The organism is Halobellus captivus (assembly GCF_003697845.1).
In the GTDB taxonomy this organism is placed as follows: Archaea; Halobacteriota; Halobacteria; order Halobacteriales; family Haloferacaceae; genus Halorubrum; species Halorubrum glutamatedens.
Window position 1 is genome coordinate 22,314 of record NZ_RDQE01000013.1, and the last position, 20,360, is coordinate 42,673.

Here is a 20,360-nt window from a genome sequence, read left to right on the forward strand (position 1 = left end):
GGCATGACCGAGCCCGAGTGGTACGAGGACGCGACGATCTACTCGCTCGACGTGAAGACGTTCGACGACGCCGACGGCGACGGATGGGGGGACTTTCGGGGGGCGATGGACCGACTGCCGTACCTCGACGACCTCGGCGTCGACGCCGTCTGGATCCGTCCGTTCTACCCGAGCCCGCTGCGGGACAACGGATACGACGTCGCCGACTACTACGCGGTCGACGACCGGCTGGGGACGCTCGAGGACTTCCGGGAGTTCGCCGAGCGCGCACACGAACGCGGAATCTACGTGCTCACCGACCTCGTCTTCAACCACACGTCCGACGAACACGAGTGGTTCCGGCGCGCCCGAGAGGACCCCGAGTCGGAGTATCACGACTACTACTGCTGGACGAGCCACCTCGAGGACGCCCACCACCGCGGCAACATCTTCCCGGAGTACGAGGACGGCGTCTGGTCGTACGACGACGTCGCCGGGAAGCACTACTTCCACCAGTTCTACGGCCACCAGCCGGACCTCAACGTGGCGAACCCCGCCGTCCGCGAGGAGCTGTACGACGTGCTCCGCTTCTGGCTCGATCAGGGCGCGGACGGCTTCCGGATCGACGCCGCCCACCCCATGCTGATGCCCAAGGGGCATAACGCGACGACGCTCGAGGACACCGAGCTCGACGAGCCCATCGACCTGTTCAAGCGGATGCGCGAGGTCGTCGAGGCCGAGCAGTCCGACGCCGTCCTGCTGGCCGAGGCCGACGACGAGCCCGCGAACCTCGACTACTACTTCGGCGACGGCGAGGCGTTCCACCTCCAGTTCAACTTCGTGATGAACGCCCACCTCACGTACGCTGTCGGGGTGCGGGACGCGTGGCCGCTCTACCGAGCCCACGAGATCCTCCCCGACGTCCACGGGGTCGGCGGCTGGGTGAACTTCCTGCGGAACCACGACGAGTGGAACCTGCTGAAGCTGCCCGAGGAGGCGTTCGAACACGCCCGCGAGTACTTCGGCGACGATCGGGGCGACTCGTGGATCTTCGAGCGGGGCCACCGGCTCCGGCTCGCGGACCTGTACGACGGCGACCCCGACCGGATCGCGTTGGCCCACGGCCTGCTCTTCTCGCTTCCCGGCTCCGTCGCGCTCCAGTCGGGCGACGAGATCGGCATGGGCGCGGACCTCTCGCTGCCGGAGCGCGAGGCGGTCCGCACGCCGATGCAGTGGGACGACTCGGAGAACGGCGGGTTCTCGACGGCCGACCAGGCGGACTGTTACAACCCGGTCGTCGACGAGGGGACGTACGCGTACGACCGGGTGAACGTCGCGGCCCAGCGCGACGACCCCGACTCGCTCCTCTCGCGGGTCCGCGAGCTCTCACGCGCCCGCGACGGTTGCCCGGAGATCGCCCGCGGCGACTTCCGGATCGTCGACGCCGAACCCAAGGAGATGTGGGCGCACCGCTTCGATCACGAGGGGGATGTCCTCCTCTGTGCCCAAAACTTCGCCGCGGAGCCGCGCGACGCAGTCTTCGGGTTCGACGTCGATCCCGAGGCGGCCGAGCGCGTCGTCGGAGGCGGGAGCTATCGCGTCGCGGACGGCGGCGTCACCGTCATGCTGGACGCTCACGAGTACGTCTGGCTGCGCGGGGAGAAGCGGTAAGCTGGGAGACCCGTTCGAGGGGTCGAGCGTCAGACGACCGTCCGTACGCCTCGGAAGTCACCCGGGGACGGTCAGTACAGCCTAAGCAACGAACGAGTCCGCATCACGGTGGCGTCGCCGGCGCTTCGCGCCGGCTTCAAGCGAGAGCTCTGCTCTCGCCCTGCGCCTCCGAACGCCCGGGAGGACACGAACAGCCCGCGAGGGACGCCGTGAGCGCGTGAAACGCGCGAACGGCGAGGCTGGGGAGGCGTGAGGTGCGGGGCTGTGCGGGTTGAAGAGCGGATTCACAGATCGACCGGAGACGACGCCAGCAGACGACGAGCACGGCGAGGCGTTTCACCGACGGAGCCGTCGAAGACGGCGGAGTCGGCTCTTTCCCTCCAGGTTTTTCGAGGAGGGGTTCTCGAAGCGAACGTAGTGAGCGAGAGAACCCGACGATGAAAAAGGTGGATGTGCAGGCGGACTCTGACTGACGATTCGTCGAAGTGCGCCCGGGAACGAACCGCTCGCGAGCCTCTCGAAAACGGCCACGCGGTCGCGGACGAAACGAGATCTGACCCGGCTCGACGGACCCGTCTCAGGCGGTCTCCATCTCGCGTTCGAGGTCGCGGAGCCGCTCGATCCGCTTCTCCGTCGGCGGGTGCGTGGAGGCGACCCGGCTCAGGAACCCCGCGCGGATCGGGATGATGAAGAAGGCGTTCATCTCGGCGCTGCCGTCACGGAGGTCCTGATCCGGGACGCGGTCCATCCGACCGTCGATGCTGATCAGTGCGGACGCCAGCGCGCCGGGCTGGCCGGTGATGACCGCCGCGCCGCGGTCCGCGGAGTACTCGCGGTACCGCGAGAGTGCACGGATGAGCAGGAACGAGACGATCCAGACGACGATCGACACCGCGATGGCGACGATCACGGGCGCGCCGCCCTGTCGGTTGTTCCCGCCGAAGAGCCACCCCCACCGCACGATGAAGAAGGCGATGGTCGAGAGGAACGACGCGATGGTCATCACCATCACGTCGCGGTTCTTCACGTGGGCGAGCTCGTGGGCGAGCACGCCGTCGAGTTCGTCGGAGTCGAGGGTGCGAAGCAGTCCCGTCGTCACCGCGACCGTCGCGTTCTTCTTGTTCCGGCCGGTCGCGAACGCGTTCGGCACCTGCGTGTCGGAGACGGCGACCTTCGGCTTCGGGAGGTCGGCCTGCTGGCTCAGTCGCTCGATCCGGCGGTGGAGCTCGGGATACTCCTCGGCGCTCACCTCGCGCGCGCCCATCCCCCGGAGGGCGAGCTTGTCGCTGAAGAAGTACTGCGCGATCGCGAACCCGCCGAGCATGATCAACGGGAACAGCCCATTCTCGAAGTAGAGGGTGAGGAACCCGACGAACACGAGATAGAGGGCGAACAGGAGGAACATCGTGAACGCCATCCGTCCACGCAGTCCCCAGTCCGTGTTCCAATCCATGCTCGAACGTAGCCGTTCGGTCCGGTAAAGCCTACCGGAGGCGAGCGGTTCCGGCCGCCGGATCGCTCCCGGTTCGGTTGCCCCGGACACCGTCGTCCTTTAGTCCGCCTCGATCGAGATTCCGCCATGGCAACGGTCCTGGTCACGGGCGGACGCGGGGCGTCGGGAACGTGGGTGGTGGACCGGCTCGCCGGCGACCACGAGGTCGTCGTCGTCGACCGCGAGCACCCCGGACTCGGCGTCGACCCCGCGCCGAACGTCTCGTTCCGGGCGGCCGACCTCGCGGATCGCGGCGAGGCGCTCGACGTCGTGAGCGCGGTCGACCCGGACGCGGTCGTCCACTGGGCCGCGATCCCCGTCGCGGGCACCCACCCGGAGGGGCGCGTCTTCGAGACGAACGCGCTCGCCGCCCACAACGTCCTGACGGCGGCGGGCCGTGCGGACGCGCCGGTCGTCCAGGCGTCGAGCGACGGCGCGTACGGCTTCTTCTTCGCCGACCCGACGCCGCTGCCGGACGAGCTCCCCGTGACCGAGGACCACCCGCTGCGACCCGAGGACCCCTACGGGCTCTCGAAGGTGACCGCCGAGGAGACGGCGGCGGCGGTCGCCAGGCGGCACGGGGTCTCGACGGTCTCGATCCGCCCCTCGTGGATCCAGTACCCCGGCGCGTACGCCTGCCGGGAGGAGGGGTACGTCGAGGAGCTCTCGGCCGGCGCGGGCAACTTCTGGTCGTACGTCGACGTCCGGGACGTGGCCGACCTCGTCGCCGTCGTGGTCGCCGACCTCCTCGGCGAGGACCCAGCCGTCGAGCCGGGGACCCACGAGGCGGTCAACTGCGTCGCCGCCGACAACGCGCTCGGCCGCCCCCTGCTCGACCTCCTGCGGGAGGCGTACGGCGGGCTCCCCGCGGACGTCGACGTCGCCGAGGGCGACGACCGGGGCGCGTACGCGATCGCGAAGGCGAATCGGCTGTTCGGCTGGGAGCCGGACCGCTCGTGGCGAGAGGCGGCCGACGCGGACGTGGCGGAGCCAGCGCTGTTCGACGTGTAGGCGGAAAACGCTGCTTCGAGACGATTCCGTGCCGGGGTCGGCCATACTACGGTCGGCGCGCCCGGGAGCGGGCCAGCGGCCCGCGACCGGCACGCGAGGGAGTTGCGAGCGCGAAAGCGCGAGCAACGAGGCTGGGGAGGCGTGAGGTGCGGTTGCGGGGCGGTCGGGTGGGACGCAAAGGGGCAGTCACGAGGGCGAAGTCCGACGAAGCAAGCACTGAGGGAGAGCACCGCGAGCGACCGAAGCGCACAGCGAGTCACACGAGTCCTCGCGACTGGGGCTTTGGCGGTGGGCTCCGCGCTAGCAACGACGTACGGTCGAGAGATCGGGAACTTTGAGACGATCGAAACGTCGTCTCACGGGACCCGAGCGTGTTAGATCGAGAGGATCGCGTTCACGAGCGTCCGGGTTGCGATCGCGGTGGCCGCGCCGAGCCACGTCAACAACACGAAGTGGATGTAGCCGTTCGCGGGGTTGCCGCCGTCGATCTTCCGGATCATCTGCGAGGAGAGCGCGGCGTTGAAAAGCACCACCGTGAGCAGCAGATACTCGATGAGCGGGATGTCGTACGCGCCGGGGTAGACGATCTGGCCGATGTCCATCTGGTCGATCTCGAAGTCGGCGGTCAACTCGGCGAGGATGGCGACGATCTCCAGCCCGATGAAGAAGGCGAACGTCGCCGCGGCCGTGATCCCGTAGAGGAGCCCGATGAACGTCACCGCCGACTGCCGACGCTGCTCGCGGAGCTGGTTGACGGTGTTCATGTTCGTCGAGATCAGCTCGCCGAGCAGCTTCGGGTCGCCGCCCATCCGCCGCCCGACGAGGTACATCTCGGAGAACTTCTGGATGAGGTACGACCGGGTGTCACGCGAGAAGGCGCGCCACGCGCCCTCCGTGCTGATACGCATGTTGAGCCGGCGGTAGAGCCGCTCGATCGACGGCGAGAGCGCGCCGAAGTCCTTGTCGCGAAGCGTCGTCAACACGTCCGAGGTCGTCGACTGCTTCGCGCTCTCGGTCGCGCCGAGCGCCCGGACGAACGAGGGGAACTCCCCGTCGCGGGCGGTGATCGCGCCCTCCTCGGCCCGGAGGACGACCCCGGTGAGAAAGAGCGGGGTGATCGGGACCGCGAGGTACAGCGGGAGCCGGACGTCGTCGAGGAAGAAGAGGAGGCCGGGCAGTCCCGGGCCGTACCCGAACATCCCGGCCGCCGTGAATCCGATGAGCAGAAGCGAGAGCCCGGCACCGACCCCGAGCGACGCCCACAGCTTGCGGTCGCCGGGCGCGCGCTCCTCGGGGTGATACCAGATCGGGTCGTACGGGGAGGTCGCCCGGATCATCGCGTAGAAGCCGAGCTGAACGAAGACGAAGAGGACGATCACGGCCGAGACCGTCGCCGTCGGGTCGTTGCCCGTCAGGATGGGGAGCACGATGGCGAACACCAGCGCGAACGTCATCGAGAGGATCATCGACATGTACAGGTCCTTCATCACCTCCAGGTTCGACAGCGACGACTCGTAGAGCGTCTCGTACTTCGCCAACATCACGTCCTGTTCGGAGACGAGGAAGTCCTCGAGCGACTGGCCGGCCCCGAGGGTGTAGCCGAGCCGGTCGAAGAAGTCGGCCATCGCGTCGGAGGGGACCTCCTTGGCGCGCCGGCGACACGCGTCGTCGAGGCTCTGGTTCCAGGTGTCCACGAGGTGGACGACCCGGCCGATCTCCTCGGCTGCGGCCCCGTACTCCTCCTCCTTCGCCAGCGTTCGGAACACCTCCATGCGGTCGATGTTCGTCGTCGACAGCACGGTCATGTGCGTCATCACGAGGTGGAGCTGGTTGTCGATCCGGTTCTCGACGCCGCTGAGGTAGATCTTGGGATAGACGACCGCCGAGATCAGCGTGAGCGCGCCGAACATCGGGATCGGTACCCGTGCGGCGACGGGTAACGGAAGGACGAACGCTCCGATCACGGTAGCCACGAACACCAGGATCGCCGGGACGAGCACGTACCCGACGTACTGCCGCTTGGAGATGTCGAGCTTCCCGTAGGAGTCGAGCACCTCCTCGGTCAGCCGCATCGCGACCGCGAGCCCGTCCCCAGCCGCCTTTACGTTCATCGACTCACCTGACGTTCCGGTGCATCTCGAAGGGAAGCCCCTCGACGCCGTCGCGCTGGAAGGCGTCTATCGCCCGGTTCACCTCGTGGTAGCCCAGGATTCCCTCCCCGATCATCCGCTCTATCAGCTCCGCGCGGAAGTCGAGGTCGTCGTAGATGTCGCGGGTGTCCGCGTACCCCAGAAGCGTCGCGATCTGCTCCTCCAACACGTACGAGTTGTTCATCCCCTGGAAGACGATGTCGTCCTCGACGGGGTCCCAGCTGAACACCTCGCGGGTGACGACGCCATCCATCTCCTTCGAGTAGCCCTCGATCTCCTGGACGCTCGTCACCCGCCGGAGCACGTCGTCGCCCTGTTTCACCCGGTTCTGGAACAGCGCCACGTCGGCGTTGTCCATGAACGTCTCCGGGACGTTGATCGGCTCGGAGGTGAACCGCTGGATCATCGAGACGATGTCGGAGGCGTGGAACGTCAACATGACCGGGTGACCCGTCTGGGCCGCCTGGAACGCCATGCGACCCTCCGCACCGCGGACCTCGCCCACGATGATGTAGTCGGGTCGCGACCGCAACGCGGCGGCGACCAGATCGAACATGTCGACGTCCGAGGACCCCTCCCCGCCTCCCTCCCGAGTGAGGAGCTGCTGCCAGGTGTTGTGCGGCGGGATCACCTCGGCGGTGTCCTCCGCCGTGTATATCTTCGAGTCCTGTGGAATGTACGAGAGGATCGCGTTCAGCGTCGTCGTCTTCCCCGAGGCCGTCTCCCCGACGACGAAGACGGTCTGTTCGTTCTCCAGACAGAGCCAGAGATACGCAGCCAGCTGCGGCGAGAGCGTCCCCCAGTTCGTGATCTGGTTGATCGAGAGGGGAACCTCCTCGCCCTGGCGGATCGTGAGCGAGGACCCCTTGAGCGAGACGTCGTCCGAGTAGATGATGTTGATACGCGAGCCGTCGGGGAGCGTCGAGTCGACGATGGGGTCGGAGTCCGAGAGCGGGTCGCCGATCCGCTCGCCCATGTTGCGCAGCCAGTTGTCGAACTCCTTCGGGGTGCCGAAGTCGACGGTCGTCTCGAGCATGCCGAACGTGCCGTGGTCGACGTGGCACTCGTGGGGGCCGATCACGTGGATGTCCTCGTTGGCCGGGTCGCGCATCACGGGCTCGAGCGGCCCGAGTCCGACGATGTCGCGATTGAGCCGGTACCGGATGCTCTCGTAGGTCTCCTCGGTGACGGAGAGCTTGCCGACGTTGAGGAGCTTCGAGGCGGTCGCCTTCCAGCCGGTCCGTCCGTTCTGGATGTGCGTGACGTCCTCGAGCAGTTCCTCGATGAGGTCGTCGTACTCCGCCTCGGAGTCCGGCGCGGTGTGGCCGCCGCTGGCGGCGAGCAGCTTGTTCTTCACCTCGTTGAGGACGGTCGCCTGCGGGCCGGACATCTCCGGCTCGATGGCGTAGTACTTCGTCTCCTGGCCGAGATCGCCGTACACGTGGCAGTAGATCGGCCCGCCGACCGGGTAGAGCACGTTGGGGCGGGCCGACTCGTACTCGTCTTTCGGCTCCTCGATGAAGAGCGGGAACTCGCCAGTGATCTGTTTGAACTCCTTGAGGTGTTCTCTGAGGTGGGGCCGGCGCATGGCGGCCTTCCGGAGCTCGTCGGACGGTTTCGCTGTGCCGTGTTCGGTCATCGTTCGTGTCTCGTGCCGTCTCGTTCGTGTCTGGTGGTCTCGATCCTCGCCGAAGGCGTTCCCTCGGCGGTCGCCTCAGGCGACACTGCGGCTCTCGATGACGATCCCCGTCCCGGAGCGGACGGAGAAGCCGATGGTGTCGCCGACCTGTTCGCCCATGCCCGCGAAGCGTTTCACGTTGATCTGTCGGCGGATATCGTTGCCGACCTCGATCATCTCGAGTTGAATGAAGACGTCGGCGATCGACCGGAACGGCCCGATCGCGTCGTCGTCGACCGCCGAGGGGTCGACGGTGAGCACGACGACCTTCCCCTGGGAGATGATCTCCCGGAAGAACGAGATGATCTCGAGTGCCGCCTGTCGCTCCTCGTTCTTCCGGACGAGCGCCTCGAACGTCGGGTCGTTCCGGAAGATGGCGTCGAACGTGTCGAGGAAGACCACGTCCGACCGCCACATCGCGTCGGCGTTCATCAGCCGCTTGAGCAGCTCCTTTCGCTCGCCGTCGTCGTCGGAGAACGCCCCCCCGGAGTCGAAGTCGGCGTGTAAGAAGAGCAGCTCCTCGTTCAAGAGCGGCTTCACCACGTCGTACTCCAGCGAGTGCATCTGGTCGATGAAGCCGCGGACGGTGAGCTCCGTCGACATCAGCGTCACCGACGCCCCCTCCTCGACGAGCCCGTAGGAGAACCGCTGGGAGATCGCGCTCTTTCCCGCGCCGTAATCGCCCTCGATGAGCACGATGCTCCCGCGGGGGATCCCGCCGCCGAGCTCCTTGTTCAGCCGGTCGCGCTCGCCCAGTCCGAGCGACAGCAGGTTGTCGGCGCGGGGCATCTACGCCTCCACCCGGAACCGGAAGGTCTCCTCGTCCCCGTTGACCGTGAGGTACACCCGGTGGTCGGTGGTCCCATCACCGCCGAGGCTCCCGACGTCGTCGACCGCGTCGAGGTCGATCGTGAGCTCGAGGACGTCGCCGCGGCTCCAGGCGGTCGCGCCGTCGACGGAGACGAGCTCCCCGGCCGTTCCGTCCGGGGCGACGTAGTGGCCGTCGAAGACCACGTCGAGCCCGGACCCGTCCGGAGCGAGCCGCTGTGTGCCGGTGTTCTTCACGAGAAGGGTCACGTTGTTCTCGGTTCCGTTGTACACCCCGCCGTTGGGGTCGGAGATCACCGTCACGTCCGTTCGGAGCTGTTGGGTCGCGTCGAGGCTACCGTCCTCGACGGCCGCGCTCACGCGGTCGACGCCGGTGGTGACCGTGCCGACGACGCCGGCGGCGATCACGAGGCTGGCGACGAACAGGATGAGGTGGGAGACCGGAACGCTCGCCATTCAGGCGCTCACCTCCGCGGCGTCGCGAACGCCCGACTCCGTGACGACGACGACGCGGCTCGCGTTCGCGAGGTCGGCGTCGACCGCCGCGTCCGGGATCGCGATCGAGAGCGTCTCGCCGTCGAGCCAGAGGTCGGTGTCGCCCGTGCCGTCGACGCTCGTCCACGACTCGTCGGCCGCGACGTCGACGTACTCGTTGTCGACGACGAGGCTCGCGTCGCTCACGACGAGGCCGACGGTCCCCTCGTTGGTCGCGTTCACGACGAGCTCGTCGTTTCCGCTCGCGTTGAACGTCGCGGACTCGACGGTGACGGCCGTGTTCTGGCGTTCGATCGCCCCCTCGTGGAGGTCGCGTTCGCCCTCGGTGACGCGCTCGAACCCGTTCGCCGCGACGGGGTAGAAGGCGGTGAACGCGAAGAACATCCCCGCGACGATGACGGCCGTCGACGCCGAGACGCTAACGCCCATCTCCCCACCCTCCGTCCGCCGGGTCGGCGCGGTCGGGATGCGGATCGGGGTCGTTCATCGGACGGGGCGAGTCGCCGTTCCGGCCGCTACCGGCGTCGGATCGCGGGCGGCGGTCGCGACCGTCCCGCCGAGCCGCCCCGTTCGACCGCTCGTGGGCGTGTTCGTCGTTCCCGTCGGACCGGGAATTCCGTCGGCCGTGGCCGCGGTCGTGGGGGCCTCGAGCGGATGCCGGGGGCTCGCCGCCGACAAGCGACCCGCCGGCGAGGTCGTCCCACCGGTCCAAGAGGACGAGGTGCCCGCCCGTGCCGTTGAGCTGCGTGATGTACCGCAGACTTCGCGTGTGATGCTCCCGGACCAGTCGGTCGGTTCCCGGCCGGTCGACGACGTTGCGGTCGATCGTCCCGAATCCGGAGAGGAAGTCCCGGAGCCGCGCGGCGGCGTCGGGGCCGATCCACTCGATCCGCTCGTAGTAGTTCACCGCGCGCACCGCGTCGGTGACGTCGCTCTCGGCGACGAGGAACTCCAGCCACTCCATCACGAGCAGGTCGCCGACGTAGTCGCCGGGCAGCTCGGTGAGGTATGGCTTGCCGCGCCGGCCCGCGAGGTCGTCTCGCCCGACGTACTCGAAGCCGCCCCCGTTCGCCTCGGCGGGATCGCCGCCGGGCGTCGGTCCGCGCGACCCGGCCGCCGAGGCCGGGTCCGGCTCCCCGTGGGCGTTCCCCTTCGGATCGGTAGCCGCTCCGACGGGGTCGTCCTCGAACCCCTCGCCGCCGGCACCGACGTCGTCATCGAGGCCGTCATCGAAGGCGTCGTTCCCGATCCCATCGTCGAGATCGCCGTCGACATCGTCGTCGAACGGCTCCGTTCCGTCCTCGAAGGCGCCCTCCTCGGGTGCCGTCTCGTCGCCGGCGTCGTCGGCCCAGTCGGCCTCCCCGGCGTCGTACTCCTCTTTGAGTTCGCTGAAGCTCTTTCCGTCGTCGTTCATGTCGTCGTCTTCCGCCGCCGGTTCGGTCTCGGACGCGGCGTCGGCGGGGTCGCCGTCGTCCGGTTGGCCGTTCGATTCGCCCTCGTCGTCCGCCTCCGCGAGGTCGTCGAAGTCGTCGAGCCCGTCGTCGTCGAGTCCGTCCTCGTCGAGCAGCTCCTCGTCGAAGAAGCCGTCCGCGTCCGCGCTCGCGACGTCGTCGTCGAGTTCCGCGTCGGCCTCGTCGTCGCCGTCGTCGTCGAAGAGGCCGAAGGAACTGTCCGCGGCACCGCCGCCGTTGAAGCCGCTGGACTCGTCGACGAAGGGGTTGATCCCGCGGGTGACCATCTCGTAGATGTCGAGGAGGTTCCGAACGTCCTCCTCGATGTCGTCGACCGCGGCGGAGATCTCCTCGTTCTCCGACCGCACCGTCGACACCGTCGAGGAGAGGGTGGCGACCTCGGCCTCGAGGTCGTCGAGACGCTTCTCCAACTCGTCGGTGTCGGAACCGCCCCCGCCGTCATCGAAGCCGTCGTCCCACTCGTCCATGCCGTCGAAGTCGTCGAAGCCGCCGTCTCCCATTCCACCGTCCAGACCGCCACCCATTCCACCACTTCCGCCGCCACCCATACCGCCACCGCCCCCCATCCCACCACTTCCGCCGCCACCCATACCGCCACCGCCCCCCATCCCACCACTTCCGCCGCCCGTTCCGCCGCCTCCCATACCGCCGCCACTGCCCATTCCACCGCCACCGAAGACGTCGTCGCCACCGTCCGCGTCGTCCCCGTCGTCGTCGAGGAACCGGTCGAGAACGCTCGCACCGACGAGCCCCAGCGTGGCGACTGTCCAAGCGACCGTCGAGACGCCCCACACCGATAGTTCGAGGCCCATTGTTCACAGGAACCCGTAGACGACACTTCAACCCACCCCTCAAAATATCAGGCGTGAGAACATGGCTGACGACGGGATCCTGTCCGCCCCGGCGGACGCTACAGGGTGCGTTCGAACCCGTCGGCCGCCCGGACGGCGAGGTCGCCGCCGGGCAGGAACCGGACCGTCCGACCGACCGCGTCGCCGACCTCGCTGGCGACGACGGGTATCCCGGCAACCTCCAGCCTTTCGCGGGCGCGCTCGACGTTTCGCGGGCCGACCGCGGCCGTGAGATCGAGCATCTCCGCGCCGCCGACGAGCCGCGCCTCGAGTCGACGGGGCGACGCGCCGGCCGACGCGAGCTCGTCGACCAGCGTTTCGAGCCCCGAGTCGACGTACTTCGCCGGGCGAGGGGATCGTGAGACGCTCCCGTCGGCGGACGGCAGCATGGCGTGGAGGAGTCCGCGGATCCCGGTCTCGGGGTCGACGAGCGCGACCGCGACGCAGGAGCCGAGCCCGCTCGTCGTCAGGGTCGCGCCGTCGCTCACGACGGCGAGGTCGCCGACGCCGACCTTCACGCGTCGAGGGGCGTCATTCCGGGCCGGATCGGATCGATCCGGATCGGTCCAACCCGAGGCGGGCCGGTCTCCCGACGGCGTGAGGTGGCTCATGTCTCGGCGAGGCGTTCCAGCGCTGCCGCCAGCTCGCGCTCGTCGGGGAGCGCGTACACGTCACAGCGTGCCTGTTCCCCCTCCATTCGGATCGCGGCGTCGATGACGAACCCGTAGTCCTGGCGGCGGCTCAGCGAGGCGACGAGCGGGCTGACCGTCGCCGAGCCGATGTCGTGGACGAACTCCGGCGGCGAGTGCGAGATGGACGTCCCGAGCACGTTCGCCCAGCCGTCGATGAATCCGCTCGTCATCACGTTGCCGAGTTCACGGAGCGCGTTCTCGGCCGTCCCGCCGAGCGGCTCGTCCGGCTCGGTCGGGAGCATCGCCTCGGCGACCGCGGCCGCCGACTCCTCCGAGAAGAGGATCGCGAGGTAGCCGCTCGGTTGTCCCTGGAGCTCGAAGACGGTCCCCGCGTGCGGCTCCGTTCCCACCTCGCTCGGCACGTCCGCGAGCGGGACGAACCGAAGCCGGCTCACGTCGACGGTGGTCTCGAGGCCGGTCATCATCCCGACGTTGTCGGCGGCGTTCGCGGAGCCGCGCTTCGCCAGCGACGCGAACGTCGAGAGCGACTCGTACGGGACCGCGGTGGTGGCACCCGCCGCGGAGCCGCCGGCACCCTCCGCGCCCGCGGTCGCCGCCGTGGCGGTCTTCCCGACGACGAGGTCGCGAAACGGCCCGGAGTCGGGCAGCATGTAGATGGAGAAATCGAGGTCGGTCGCCGTGGCGTCGAGCCGGCTCTCGAAGAGGAAGACGCCATCGCCGGCGAGCGCGCCGTCCGGCAGCACCGCCGCGCCGTCGGCCTCGAAGTACCGCGGCGGGGTCATGTCGATCGCCCGACCGAGGTAGTTGGCCCAGCCGTCGAGGAACCCGCCGAGCGCGATGTTGCCGACCTCCGTCACCGCGCTCCGACCCATCGACGCGCCGCCGGGCAACACCGAGAGCAGCCCGTCGACCTGGTCGGCGTCGAACGCGAGCACGGCCGATCCTTCCAGGCCGCCGTCGAGTCCGACGCGCACGCCGATCGACTCGCGGCCGGAGAAGGCCTCCGCGAGGTCCTCGCCGGTGGCGACGCTCGCGCCCGTCACCTCGACCGCGAGGTCCGACCCCGTCAGCTCGCCCAGCGCGTTGGCGGCGCGTTCGGCACCGCGCTCCGCGAGCCGGTTACACGCGCCGAGCGCTCGAACGTCGACGCGCATCAGACCGCCGACCCGATGGCGTCGAGGACGTTCGGCTTCTGGAACGGCTTCGTGATGTACCCCTCCGCGCCGGCCTTGATCGCCGCCTTCATCTTCTCCTCCTGGCCGACGCTCGTGCACATGATCACCGTCGCCTCCGGGTCGTCGCCCTTGATCTCCGTCGTCGCCTCGATCCCGTCGCGGATCGGCATCACGATGTCCATCATCACCAGGTCGGGTCCGTGTTCGTCGTACATGTTCACCGCCTCCACCCCGTTCTCCGCCTCGCCGACGACCTCGAACTCGCCCTCGAGTATCTCACGGAGCAGGTTCCGCATGAACTCCGAATCGTCCGCGATGAGCACGCGCTTCGCCATATACACGAACCCGGAGCGGGCGTCCACTTAACCGCTCGCCCGCGGTTCTCACCGTTGAGAACGCTCTCCGTCGGGCATGCGATCGGAACTCAGACCCAGTGGCCGATCAGGTACGTCGCGCCCACGACGACCGTCCCGCCGAACGCCTCGCGGGTTCCGACGGGGATGAGCGCCGGCGTCGACGAGGTGTCGGTCTCGTCGGGAGCGTTACCGCCGTTTCCGTCGGGGTCGGACCCGTTCCCGCTCTCCGTCCCGTTCGCGGTGTCGGTTTCCTCTCCGGCGTCCGTCCCGTTCGCGGTTTCCGTGTCGCCTCCACCGTCCGTGCCGTTTCCAGCCCCGGCGTCGCCTCCGTTCCCCGTGTCGTCCTCGGTTTCCGTTCCGTTCGTCGATCCCGCTTCGTTCCCGGGTTCCGTTCCGTTCGAGACCTCGGTTCCGTTTTCGGTTCCGCTCCCGTCGTCCCCGTCGTTTCCGTCCGCTTCGTCGTCTCCGGCCGCCTCGTCGTCGATCTGAGTCACGGCCGGGTCCGGCTCGACCGTGAGCGTGCCCGTCGTCTCGTCGCCGTCGATCGCCAGCGTGTACGAGTACGTCCCGGGATCGAGGTCGACCGTCGTCCCGTCGAACGTCTCGTTCCGTGGCTCGTCCGGGGCGACGGTCACGTACCGTTCCTCGTATAGCTCCCCGCCGGCGACCTCGAGCGACAGCGGTTCCCGGTTCTCGACGACGCCGGCGTTGCGAACCGTCACGGACAGCTCGGAGAGCGTGTCGCCGCGGGTCACGTTGAGCTCGGTCGTCTCGTCGTCGAGCCGGAGCCGGTCGGGCTCGTCGGCGTCCGCGACCACGATCGCCGTCCGGCTGTCGTAGGGTCCCGAATCGGCGTACAGGTCGACCGTCAGTCGATCGCCGGGCTGCGCCTCGCCGATCCCGGGATCGATGCTGAAGTTCCCGTCGTCGTCGATGCGGACCGTCGACTCCGCGGTCCGCGGCGTCTCGCCGCCGTCGTAGGCGAACACGGCGGTCAACTCGGTCGCGGGGAGAAGCGTCGTGGTTCCGGTGACTCCGTCACCGTCGACGAGGATCTCGCCGTCGTCGGTGACGTGATCGTATCGGAGGTATCGCTCGCTGACCGAGAACGTCGAGTCGACGGAGACGCCCGTCCCGTCGGTCGAGAGGTACGGGAACTGCTCGGGCACCCCGTCGTCGCCGACGGAGGCGGCAGCGAAGGGCGCGTCGGCGTCGACGGCGTCCGGATCCTCGGCGAACCGATACCGCTCGCCGTCCGCTCCGTCGAGGCCGAACTCGACGCGGTACTCCTCGCCGGGATCGAGCCGGTCGCCGATCGCGTTCCCGTCGCTCGTGTCGATCACGAGGTAGAAGCGGCCGGCAGTCGGGTCGTCCGGCGCGCTCTCGAGCTCGCTCGCCGACTCGAAGATCAGCGTGGCGTCCTCGAGCTCGTCGGGGCCGATCCGCGTCGGCGCGCTGTTCCGGCCGGGGTTCGTCTGTTCGATCTCCAGGAACACCCCCTCCTCCGCGGCGAGCAGGTCGCCGAGGACCGCACCGGTCGCGTTCTCGCCGGCGGTGACCGTGCCGGCTTCGTGCTCGTCGGCGAGGTGCGAGAGCGCGCCCCAGATCCCGGCCGCCTCGACGCCGATCACGAGCCGGTCCCCCTTCGTGACGGCCGAGCGCTCGAGCCCGTCGCTTCGCAGCGAGCCGACCGGCTCGATCCCCTCGGGATCCGAGTCCGGATCCGCCGGCATCGTCGTGAACACCTCCACCTCCTCTGCCACCCGGTGCTCCGGCTCGGTCAAGACGAGTTCCGAGCGCTCGGATTCGGCCGCTGGGGCGACGGTGCCGTCCCCGCCAACGGTGAAGGTCGCGTTGTCGACGAGCGAGAGCCGATAGCGCTCCGGCGCGAGCGGCCGGACCGTCCCGTCCGCGCCCGTGTTCGACGGGAGTCCTCCGAGACCGCTCGCGACTGACTCGCCCTCCTCGTCGACGAAGTCGAGCGAACAGCCGGTCGCCGCACAGCTCGTCGCGCTTCCCTCCTCGCTCGTGACGGAGACGTAGTCCACTCCCGTGCCGGCCACGCGAGTGTTGAGGGTCAGGGTGACCGAGCCCTCGCCGTCGACCTCGACGACGTCGACGAACCCCACCGGACCCCCCGAATCGCTGAGGCGGTTCCCGCCGACGAGGAGATACTTGGGTCCGTTCTCGACGCTCACGGTCACCTCGGCGAGGTCGCCGGCGGTCGTCGTGTACGTATCGGATCCGAAGGACGCGTTCACCGCGGCGGGAGCCTCCCCGACCGGTCCGGCGTCGATCGCCGCCGTCTCGACGGAGACGGGTGAGTCCCCCGCGGTCGCCGTGCCGACCGCGGGAAGCGTGCTCACGATGAGGAACCCGACGAGGAGGACGCCGAGGAGACACGCGACCGCTCGGCGGGCGGGGATCGCGGGGAGGAGGGGGTCGTTCGTCGACGGTGAGGGGGAGTGCTGTGGCATCGTGTGGCTCGTCCGCGAGGTCCGTCCAGGGACGGACCGTCGTCGTTCGGCCTCGACTCCATCGCACGCCGACTAAAACGTGCGCCCCTGATTATCAATGTAGAAAATATTCGGAACTATCGATATTTTTCTTTAGAGGGCCTGTGTGTGGCTATCCGGACGTCGAGATCCGCGTCGGATCGGGTAGCGGACCGAAGAGTTAAGCCCGCTCGCGGTGCCGTTTCGATGAGGATGAAGTCCTGTCCCCGCTGTGAGGCGTCGATGGACGACTCCGCCCGGTTCTGCTCGGAGTGCGGCGCGCCGCAGACCGAGGAGGCGGCCGAGGAGCTCGACCAGTACGTACAGCGCCAGGCGAAGCAGGTGGCCGCGCAGTCGGGAGGGATCAGGGGCGACGGCGGGTCGACCGGCGGGGGAACCGGGTCCGGAGACGTCACCGCCGCCGACGTCTTCGGCGTCGCCGCCGAGGAGCTGACCGAACGCGAGCAGCTGTGGCGGCGCGGGACCTACGTCCTCGGGTACGCCACCGTCGTGATCGCGCTCACGCAGATCGCGAACCCCGGCGCGTGGTTCCTCCTCCTGGGCGGGATCGCGATCCTGCCGCCGACCCGGCGACTGCTCGGACTGCCGGTCGGCGGGACGTTCAAACGGGAGGCGATGGCGGGGCTGTACGCGGTCTTCGTGGTACTCGGCGCGGTGCTGTTCTTCGTGTTGTAGCGTGGGAACCGCCGAGCTCCGTCGATCCGTGGCCGATCCGTCTGCGATCCCGTTCGTTCGACTGCGGTGGCGTGCGCCGGTGAGCGACCGTCAGGGCGCGAACCGACCGCACGAGGGAGTCGAGTGGTCGAAGGGAAGCGGAGACCGCTCGACAGGGGGAGAGCGAAGCTCTCGCTTGAAACCGGACGCAGTCCGGTGATGAGTCTGGGGAGGCGTGAGGTGCGGGGCTGTGCGGTTTGGGTGGGGCTCAAAGGAACAGTCGCGAGGACGACGCACGGCGCAGCAAGCACCGCAACGAGGGAGCGATAGCGACCGAGTGAGGAGCACAGCGAGCCGCGCGAGTCGTCGCGGCTGGGGCTTTGAAGACATGGTCCGCGGTCACGAACGTACCGAACTCTTCGGCTCCAAACGATATATGTCTCTCACTCGATCCGGAAGCCGCCGGCGTCCTCGGCGGCGCGGATCAGGTCCGCGATGGAGTCGTTCGCGGAGAGCCCTTGGCTCGCGGCGAAGCGTTTGATCGCCACCGGCGGCACGTCGACCGGGCTGTCGGCGGCGACGAGCAGCAGCCCGAGCGCCTCGGCGGGGTCCGTTCCCGGGCCGGCGTTGGCGACGAACCACGAGAGGGTGTTGTCGAAGGTGGCGGTCACGTCGTTCGAGACCATGCGATTGCGCGCGGTCGAGCCCTTCGCGTGGAGCGTCATGTCCACCCCGTAATCGAAGCCGTCATCGTCGAAAGAGTTCGCCAGCCACCGGCTCACGGCGCGGCGGTCGACGTCGCCTTCACCCGCACTACTCGTGCCGCCCGCACCGCCTCGATCACCGGCGACCGGCTCGCGCTCGGCGGCGGGGCTGGGGTTCGTCGCCGACTGGAACCCCGACCCGTTGACCGGCTCGGGGTCCGGTGCGGACGCCCGTGATCGCCGCCGGACGTTCGGGCGGCCGTCGGTCCCAACGACGTACCGGCCCTGCCCGATCTCGACGACGCTCTCGTCGTCGGTGAAATCGAGGTCGTCGGGGTCGGCCGGCGGTGCGTCGTGGTCACTCATGGGGAAAGCGTGGTCGCGCGAGAAAATAGGTGTTCCGGGCGACCGGATCCGCCGGAAAAGCGGTTAGCGGGCGGTTCGTGGCTCGTTAGAGCCTGACGGCTTCGTCCTGGCTGTTGAACAGATCAGGCGCACGAAGTTCAACCTGCGTCGTCGCACCGGCGGGCGAGACGATGTCGAGCGTGGCCTGCTCACCCTCACCGAAGGCAGTACCGCTCTCTTGGAACGCGCCCGCGTTCGGGTTCAAGAGGATCTGGAACTGCGACTCGCTGTCGAGGACGGCAGTTTCCTGGAGCGTACCGTCGTCACGGACAGCAAACTCAGTACCGGTAAGATCGCTCGTACTACTGGCCAGATCGATGACTTCGATAGTATCGGTACCGTACTCAGTCGGTCCCGTCGTATCAATGAGCGTCACGTCGATAGTCTCACCGTCATCGATGGTGAGTGTCGAGATATCGAGGTCACTGTTGACGGAATCCGCCGTAATGGAAGTCGCTCTCGTAGTCGTTCCATCAGCGTCTTCGAATTCGATCTCGTAGTCGGTTTCAGTTCCCGAGAGGGTGCTCACGGCCACATCAACGGTCGTATCTCCCGGGTCAACTTGGGTTTGCGCATCGATCTCATCGTCTCCACTCGGGATGGATGTCGACTCATCAAGAGTTCCACCCGCCTTGAAGACGAGATTCTCCTGTCCACCCGGGCCCACTGCCTGAATGGTCGTTTCAGTTAAGTCGATGTTGTCAGATCCAGGTGCTCCAGAGACTGAGACGCGGATCTCGTTGAGCGTGTCGGCTCCCGAAGCGACGATACCGACCGTGCTCCCGACTTCAATTCGCTCGGACACGAGGTCCGTGCTCTCCTGCCCGGTCGCTTCCGCCTGTGATTGGAGGAAACCGGCCGTGTTGATCAGCACGCCAGCGGCGATCGCTGCCACCAGCACCATCGCGATGAACACGATGAGCGTCCCGATCCCCACTTGACCGCGATCCTCGGGGTTAGTGATGAATTCGAACATCGTTACAGCCTCACCGAGTTGTCTTCGCTCGTGATGGTCGTCGGGACACGGATCTCCTTCGTCGTCGTCGCGCCCGCAGCCGTCGTGAACGTCACCGTCAGTCGCTCACCTTCGCTGAGGACGTTGTAGTCGATGTCTCCCGTATTACCGTCGAGAAGGATTCGAACGTTGACGCGGTCGCTGTTGTCGGTGAGAATGTGTCCGCTGTCGGTGCCGATGATGTCGTCCGTCGTGACTTCACTCACGTCCGTCTCGTGGAGATCGAACGTCGCCTGTCCGCCCTGGCCGATGAATTCGGCCGTCGTCTGTTGGAGGTCGACCGGGCTCGACCCGGGTGCGAGCGCCACGACGAAGTTGACCGCTTCGATCTCGTCGTAGTTCGCCGTGTTCACCTCGCCGGAGGTACTGACGACCTGAAGTCGATCGCTCACTTGACTCGTACTCTCCTGTCCCGTCGCCTCCGCCTGCGTCTGGAGGAAGCCGGCCGTGTTGATCAGGACGCCGGCGGCGATCGCCGCCACCAGTACCATCGCGATGAACACGATGAGCGTCCCGATCCCCACTTGACCGCGCTCTTCCTCGTCGAATATGGTTTCGAACATTGGTTTGTTGTGTGGGCCCGCGGCCTGCCCGACGGGCGTTATCGCTACGGAGCGGGAATTCCCTATTAAAGACACGGGGCGGGTTATCTATGTTGATAAACGACTGCTGTCATGCGTTTTTCGGGATTAATTCTACTAGTTAGTTACAGAATTCAACAACGACGAGCCGACCTGGCTATCAGATCTGGATCCGAGAGGTCACCGCTCGCGAAGCTCGGCCACGTCGACCTCGGAGATCACGAACTCCCGCGTGCCTGGCTCATAGACGGCGAGGCTGCCGGCGACGAGCGCCATCGATCCCGCGAGCAGGCCGGTGTTGACGAGGAGGAGCGCCGGGGGGTTCGCGAACGCGGTCCGGAACGCGGCGAACGGGGTGGCGAGCGCGGCGACGACGACCAGCCCGAACCCGACGGCGAGGTACGCCATCGCCGTCCGTCCCGAGGAGCGGTACGCCGTCACCGCGAACGCCGACAGCGTCGCGCCCGCCCCCGCGAGCACGGTGGTCGTCACGAGGTACAGCCCTTCGATGAGGTCCATACGCGGCCTGTCCGTCCGGACACGATAAACCTCCGGTGTGCGGTATCAATACCGATACTCCGGACGGATGCCGGACGCTCGATCGGAACCGAGAGCCGAGCGAACGGGACGTGCCCAGAGCCGCATTCCCCGCGCCTTCGACGGGGATCGGCTCC

General features: G+C 67.9%; 17 protein-coding genes and 1 pseudogene. 3 read left to right on the plus strand and 15 right to left on the minus strand.

All coding sequences use genetic code 11. The annotated features are described in order from the left end of the window. Window positions 1-3 precede the first annotated feature (3 nt). Window positions 4-1,650, plus strand: a complete 1,647-nt coding sequence (locus tag EAO78_RS14475; protein ID WP_122106545.1) for an alpha-amylase family protein — start codon at window positions 4-6, stop codon at window positions 1,648-1,650. Window positions 1,651-2,227: 577 nt separating this feature from the next. Here EAO78_RS14475 and htpX read toward each other — a convergent pair. Continuing rightward, window positions 2,228-3,103, minus strand: coding sequence for a zinc metalloprotease HtpX (gene htpX / locus EAO78_RS14480; RefSeq protein WP_122106546.1), 876 nt, complete (start codon window positions 3,101-3,103; stop codon window positions 2,228-2,230). 126 nt (window positions 3,104-3,229) lie between these two features. Here htpX and EAO78_RS14485 point away from each other — a divergent pair, with 126 nt between their 5' ends. Continuing rightward, window positions 3,230-4,153: an NAD-dependent epimerase/dehydratase family protein gene (locus EAO78_RS14485; RefSeq protein WP_122106547.1), complete on the plus strand. Its 924-nt coding sequence runs from the start codon at window positions 3,230-3,232 to the stop codon at window positions 4,151-4,153. 374 nt (window positions 4,154-4,527) lie between these two features. Here the strand turns inward: EAO78_RS14485 and flaJ are convergent, their stop codons facing one another. From flaJ to EAO78_RS14535, 10 genes are all read right to left on the minus strand, one after another. Next, window positions 4,528-6,264 (minus strand): archaellar assembly protein FlaJ, encoded by a 1,737-nt coding sequence (flaJ, locus tag EAO78_RS14490; protein ID WP_122106548.1) that lies wholly within the window; start codon window positions 6,262-6,264, stop codon window positions 4,528-4,530. A gap of 4 nt (window positions 6,265-6,268) precedes the next feature. Beyond that, a complete protein-coding gene (locus EAO78_RS14495; RefSeq protein WP_122106549.1) occupies window positions 6,269-7,942 on the minus strand; it encodes a type II/IV secretion system ATPase subunit in 1,674 nt (557 codons plus the stop codon). 75 nt (window positions 7,943-8,017) lie between these two features. Next, entirely contained in the window at window positions 8,018-8,770 is a 753-nt protein-coding gene (gene arlH, locus EAO78_RS14500) for an archaellum protein ArlH (protein WP_122106550.1), read from the minus strand. Continuing rightward, window positions 8,771-9,265 (minus strand): archaellum stator protein ArlG, encoded by a 495-nt coding sequence (gene arlG, locus EAO78_RS14505; protein ID WP_122106551.1) that lies wholly within the window; start codon window positions 9,263-9,265, stop codon window positions 8,771-8,773. It lies immediately after the preceding gene. Then, entirely contained in the window at window positions 9,266-9,733 is a 468-nt protein-coding gene (arlF, locus tag EAO78_RS14510) for an archaellum stator protein ArlF (protein ID WP_122106552.1), read from the minus strand. Further along, complete coding sequence (locus EAO78_RS14515) at window positions 9,723-11,588, minus strand: FlaD/FlaE family flagellar protein (protein ID WP_122106553.1); 1,866 nt, start codon at window positions 11,586-11,588, stop codon at window positions 9,723-9,725. Before EAO78_RS14515 ends, arlF begins: the two co-directional genes overlap by 11 nt. A 98-nt stretch (window positions 11,589-11,686) precedes the next feature. Beyond that, on the minus strand, window positions 11,687-12,238 hold the full coding sequence (locus EAO78_RS14520; RefSeq protein ID WP_122106554.1) for a chemotaxis protein CheD: 552 nt from the start codon (window positions 12,236-12,238) through the stop codon (window positions 11,687-11,689). Further along, entirely contained in the window at window positions 12,235-13,434 is a 1,200-nt protein-coding gene (locus EAO78_RS14525; protein ID WP_122106555.1) for a chemotaxis protein CheC, read from the minus strand. Before EAO78_RS14525 ends, EAO78_RS14520 begins: the two co-directional genes overlap by 4 nt. Then, the gene (gene cheY, locus EAO78_RS14530; RefSeq protein ID WP_122106556.1) at window positions 13,434-13,790 is read right to left on the minus strand and encodes a chemotaxis protein CheY; all 357 of its coding nucleotides are present in this window, start codon (window positions 13,788-13,790) and stop codon (window positions 13,434-13,436) included. Before cheY ends, EAO78_RS14525 begins: the two co-directional genes overlap by 1 nt. An 89-nt stretch (window positions 13,791-13,879) precedes the next feature. After that, window positions 13,880-16,288: a BGTF surface domain-containing protein gene (locus EAO78_RS14535; RefSeq protein WP_122106557.1), complete on the minus strand. Its 2,409-nt coding sequence runs from the start codon at window positions 16,286-16,288 to the stop codon at window positions 13,880-13,882. Window positions 16,289-16,519: 231 nt separating this feature from the next. Here EAO78_RS14535 and EAO78_RS14540 point away from each other — a divergent pair, with 231 nt between their 5' ends. Then, window positions 16,520-17,002 (plus strand): zinc ribbon domain-containing protein, encoded by a 483-nt coding sequence (locus tag EAO78_RS14540; RefSeq protein ID WP_122106558.1) that lies wholly within the window; start codon window positions 16,520-16,522, stop codon window positions 17,000-17,002. Between the two features lie 422 nt (window positions 17,003-17,424). Here the strand turns inward: EAO78_RS14540 and EAO78_RS14545 are convergent, their stop codons facing one another. From EAO78_RS14545 to EAO78_RS14560, 4 genes and pseudogenes are all read right to left on the minus strand, one after another. Beyond that, complete coding sequence (locus EAO78_RS14545; RefSeq protein WP_122106559.1) at window positions 17,425-18,051, minus strand: DUF7500 family protein; 627 nt, start codon at window positions 18,049-18,051, stop codon at window positions 17,425-17,427. 328 nt (window positions 18,052-18,379) lie between these two features. After that, window positions 18,380-19,066: pseudogene (locus EAO78_RS18750) on the minus strand (archaellin/type IV pilin N-terminal domain-containing protein); the annotation flags it as partial. A gap of 2 nt (window positions 19,067-19,068) precedes the next feature. Continuing rightward, complete coding sequence (locus EAO78_RS14555; RefSeq protein ID WP_122106561.1) at window positions 19,069-19,668, minus strand: archaellin/type IV pilin N-terminal domain-containing protein; 600 nt, start codon at window positions 19,666-19,668, stop codon at window positions 19,069-19,071. 198 nt (window positions 19,669-19,866) lie between these two features. After that, the gene (locus tag EAO78_RS14560; RefSeq protein ID WP_122106562.1) at window positions 19,867-20,205 is read right to left on the minus strand and encodes a hypothetical protein; all 339 of its coding nucleotides are present in this window, start codon (window positions 20,203-20,205) and stop codon (window positions 19,867-19,869) included. Window positions 20,206-20,360: the final 155 nt, after the last annotated feature.

Bases quoted from the DNA above. Each gene is read 5' to 3' on its own strand.
- EAO78_RS14515 (WP_122106553.1), bottom strand. From the start codon at position 11,588: ATGGGCCTCGAACTATCGGTGTGGGGCGTCTCGACGGTCGCTTGGACA.
- EAO78_RS14555 (WP_122106561.1), bottom strand. From the start codon at position 19,668: ATGTTCGAAACCATATTCGACGAGGAAGAGCGCGGTCAAGTGGGGATC.
- htpX (WP_122106546.1), bottom strand. From the start codon at position 3,103: ATGGATTGGAACACGGACTGGGGACTGCGTGGACGGATGGCGTTCACG.
- EAO78_RS14520 (WP_122106554.1), bottom strand. From the start codon at position 12,238: ATGAGCCACCTCACGCCGTCGGGAGACCGGCCCGCCTCGGGTTGGACC.
- EAO78_RS14560 (WP_122106562.1), bottom strand. From the start codon at position 20,205: ATGGACCTCATCGAAGGGCTGTACCTCGTGACGACCACCGTGCTCGCG.
- EAO78_RS14545 (WP_122106559.1), bottom strand. From the start codon at position 18,051: ATGAGTGACCACGACGCACCGCCGGCCGACCCCGACGACCTCGATTTC.
- EAO78_RS14525 (WP_122106555.1), bottom strand. From the start codon at position 13,434: ATGCGCGTCGACGTTCGAGCGCTCGGCGCGTGTAACCGGCTCGCGGAG.
- EAO78_RS14485 (WP_122106547.1), top strand. From the start codon at position 3,230: ATGGCAACGGTCCTGGTCACGGGCGGACGCGGGGCGTCGGGAACGTGG.
- arlG (WP_122106551.1), bottom strand. From the start codon at position 9,265: ATGGCGAGCGTTCCGGTCTCCCACCTCATCCTGTTCGTCGCCAGCCTC.
- arlF (WP_122106552.1), bottom strand. From the start codon at position 9,733: ATGGGCGTTAGCGTCTCGGCGTCGACGGCCGTCATCGTCGCGGGGATG.
- arlH (WP_122106550.1), bottom strand. From the start codon at position 8,770: ATGCCCCGCGCCGACAACCTGCTGTCGCTCGGACTGGGCGAGCGCGAC.
- EAO78_RS14540 (WP_122106558.1), top strand. From the start codon at position 16,520: ATGAAGTCCTGTCCCCGCTGTGAGGCGTCGATGGACGACTCCGCCCGG.
- cheY (WP_122106556.1), bottom strand. From the start codon at position 13,790: ATGGCGAAGCGCGTGCTCATCGCGGACGATTCGGAGTTCATGCGGAAC.
- EAO78_RS14495 (WP_122106549.1), bottom strand. From the start codon at position 7,942: ATGACCGAACACGGCACAGCGAAACCGTCCGACGAGCTCCGGAAGGCC.
- flaJ (WP_122106548.1), bottom strand. From the start codon at position 6,264: ATGAACGTAAAGGCGGCTGGGGACGGGCTCGCGGTCGCGATGCGGCTG.
- EAO78_RS14535 (WP_122106557.1), bottom strand. From the start codon at position 16,288: ATGCCACAGCACTCCCCCTCACCGTCGACGAACGACCCCCTCCTCCCC.
- EAO78_RS14475 (WP_122106545.1), top strand. From the start codon at position 4: ATGACCGAGCCCGAGTGGTACGAGGACGCGACGATCTACTCGCTCGAC.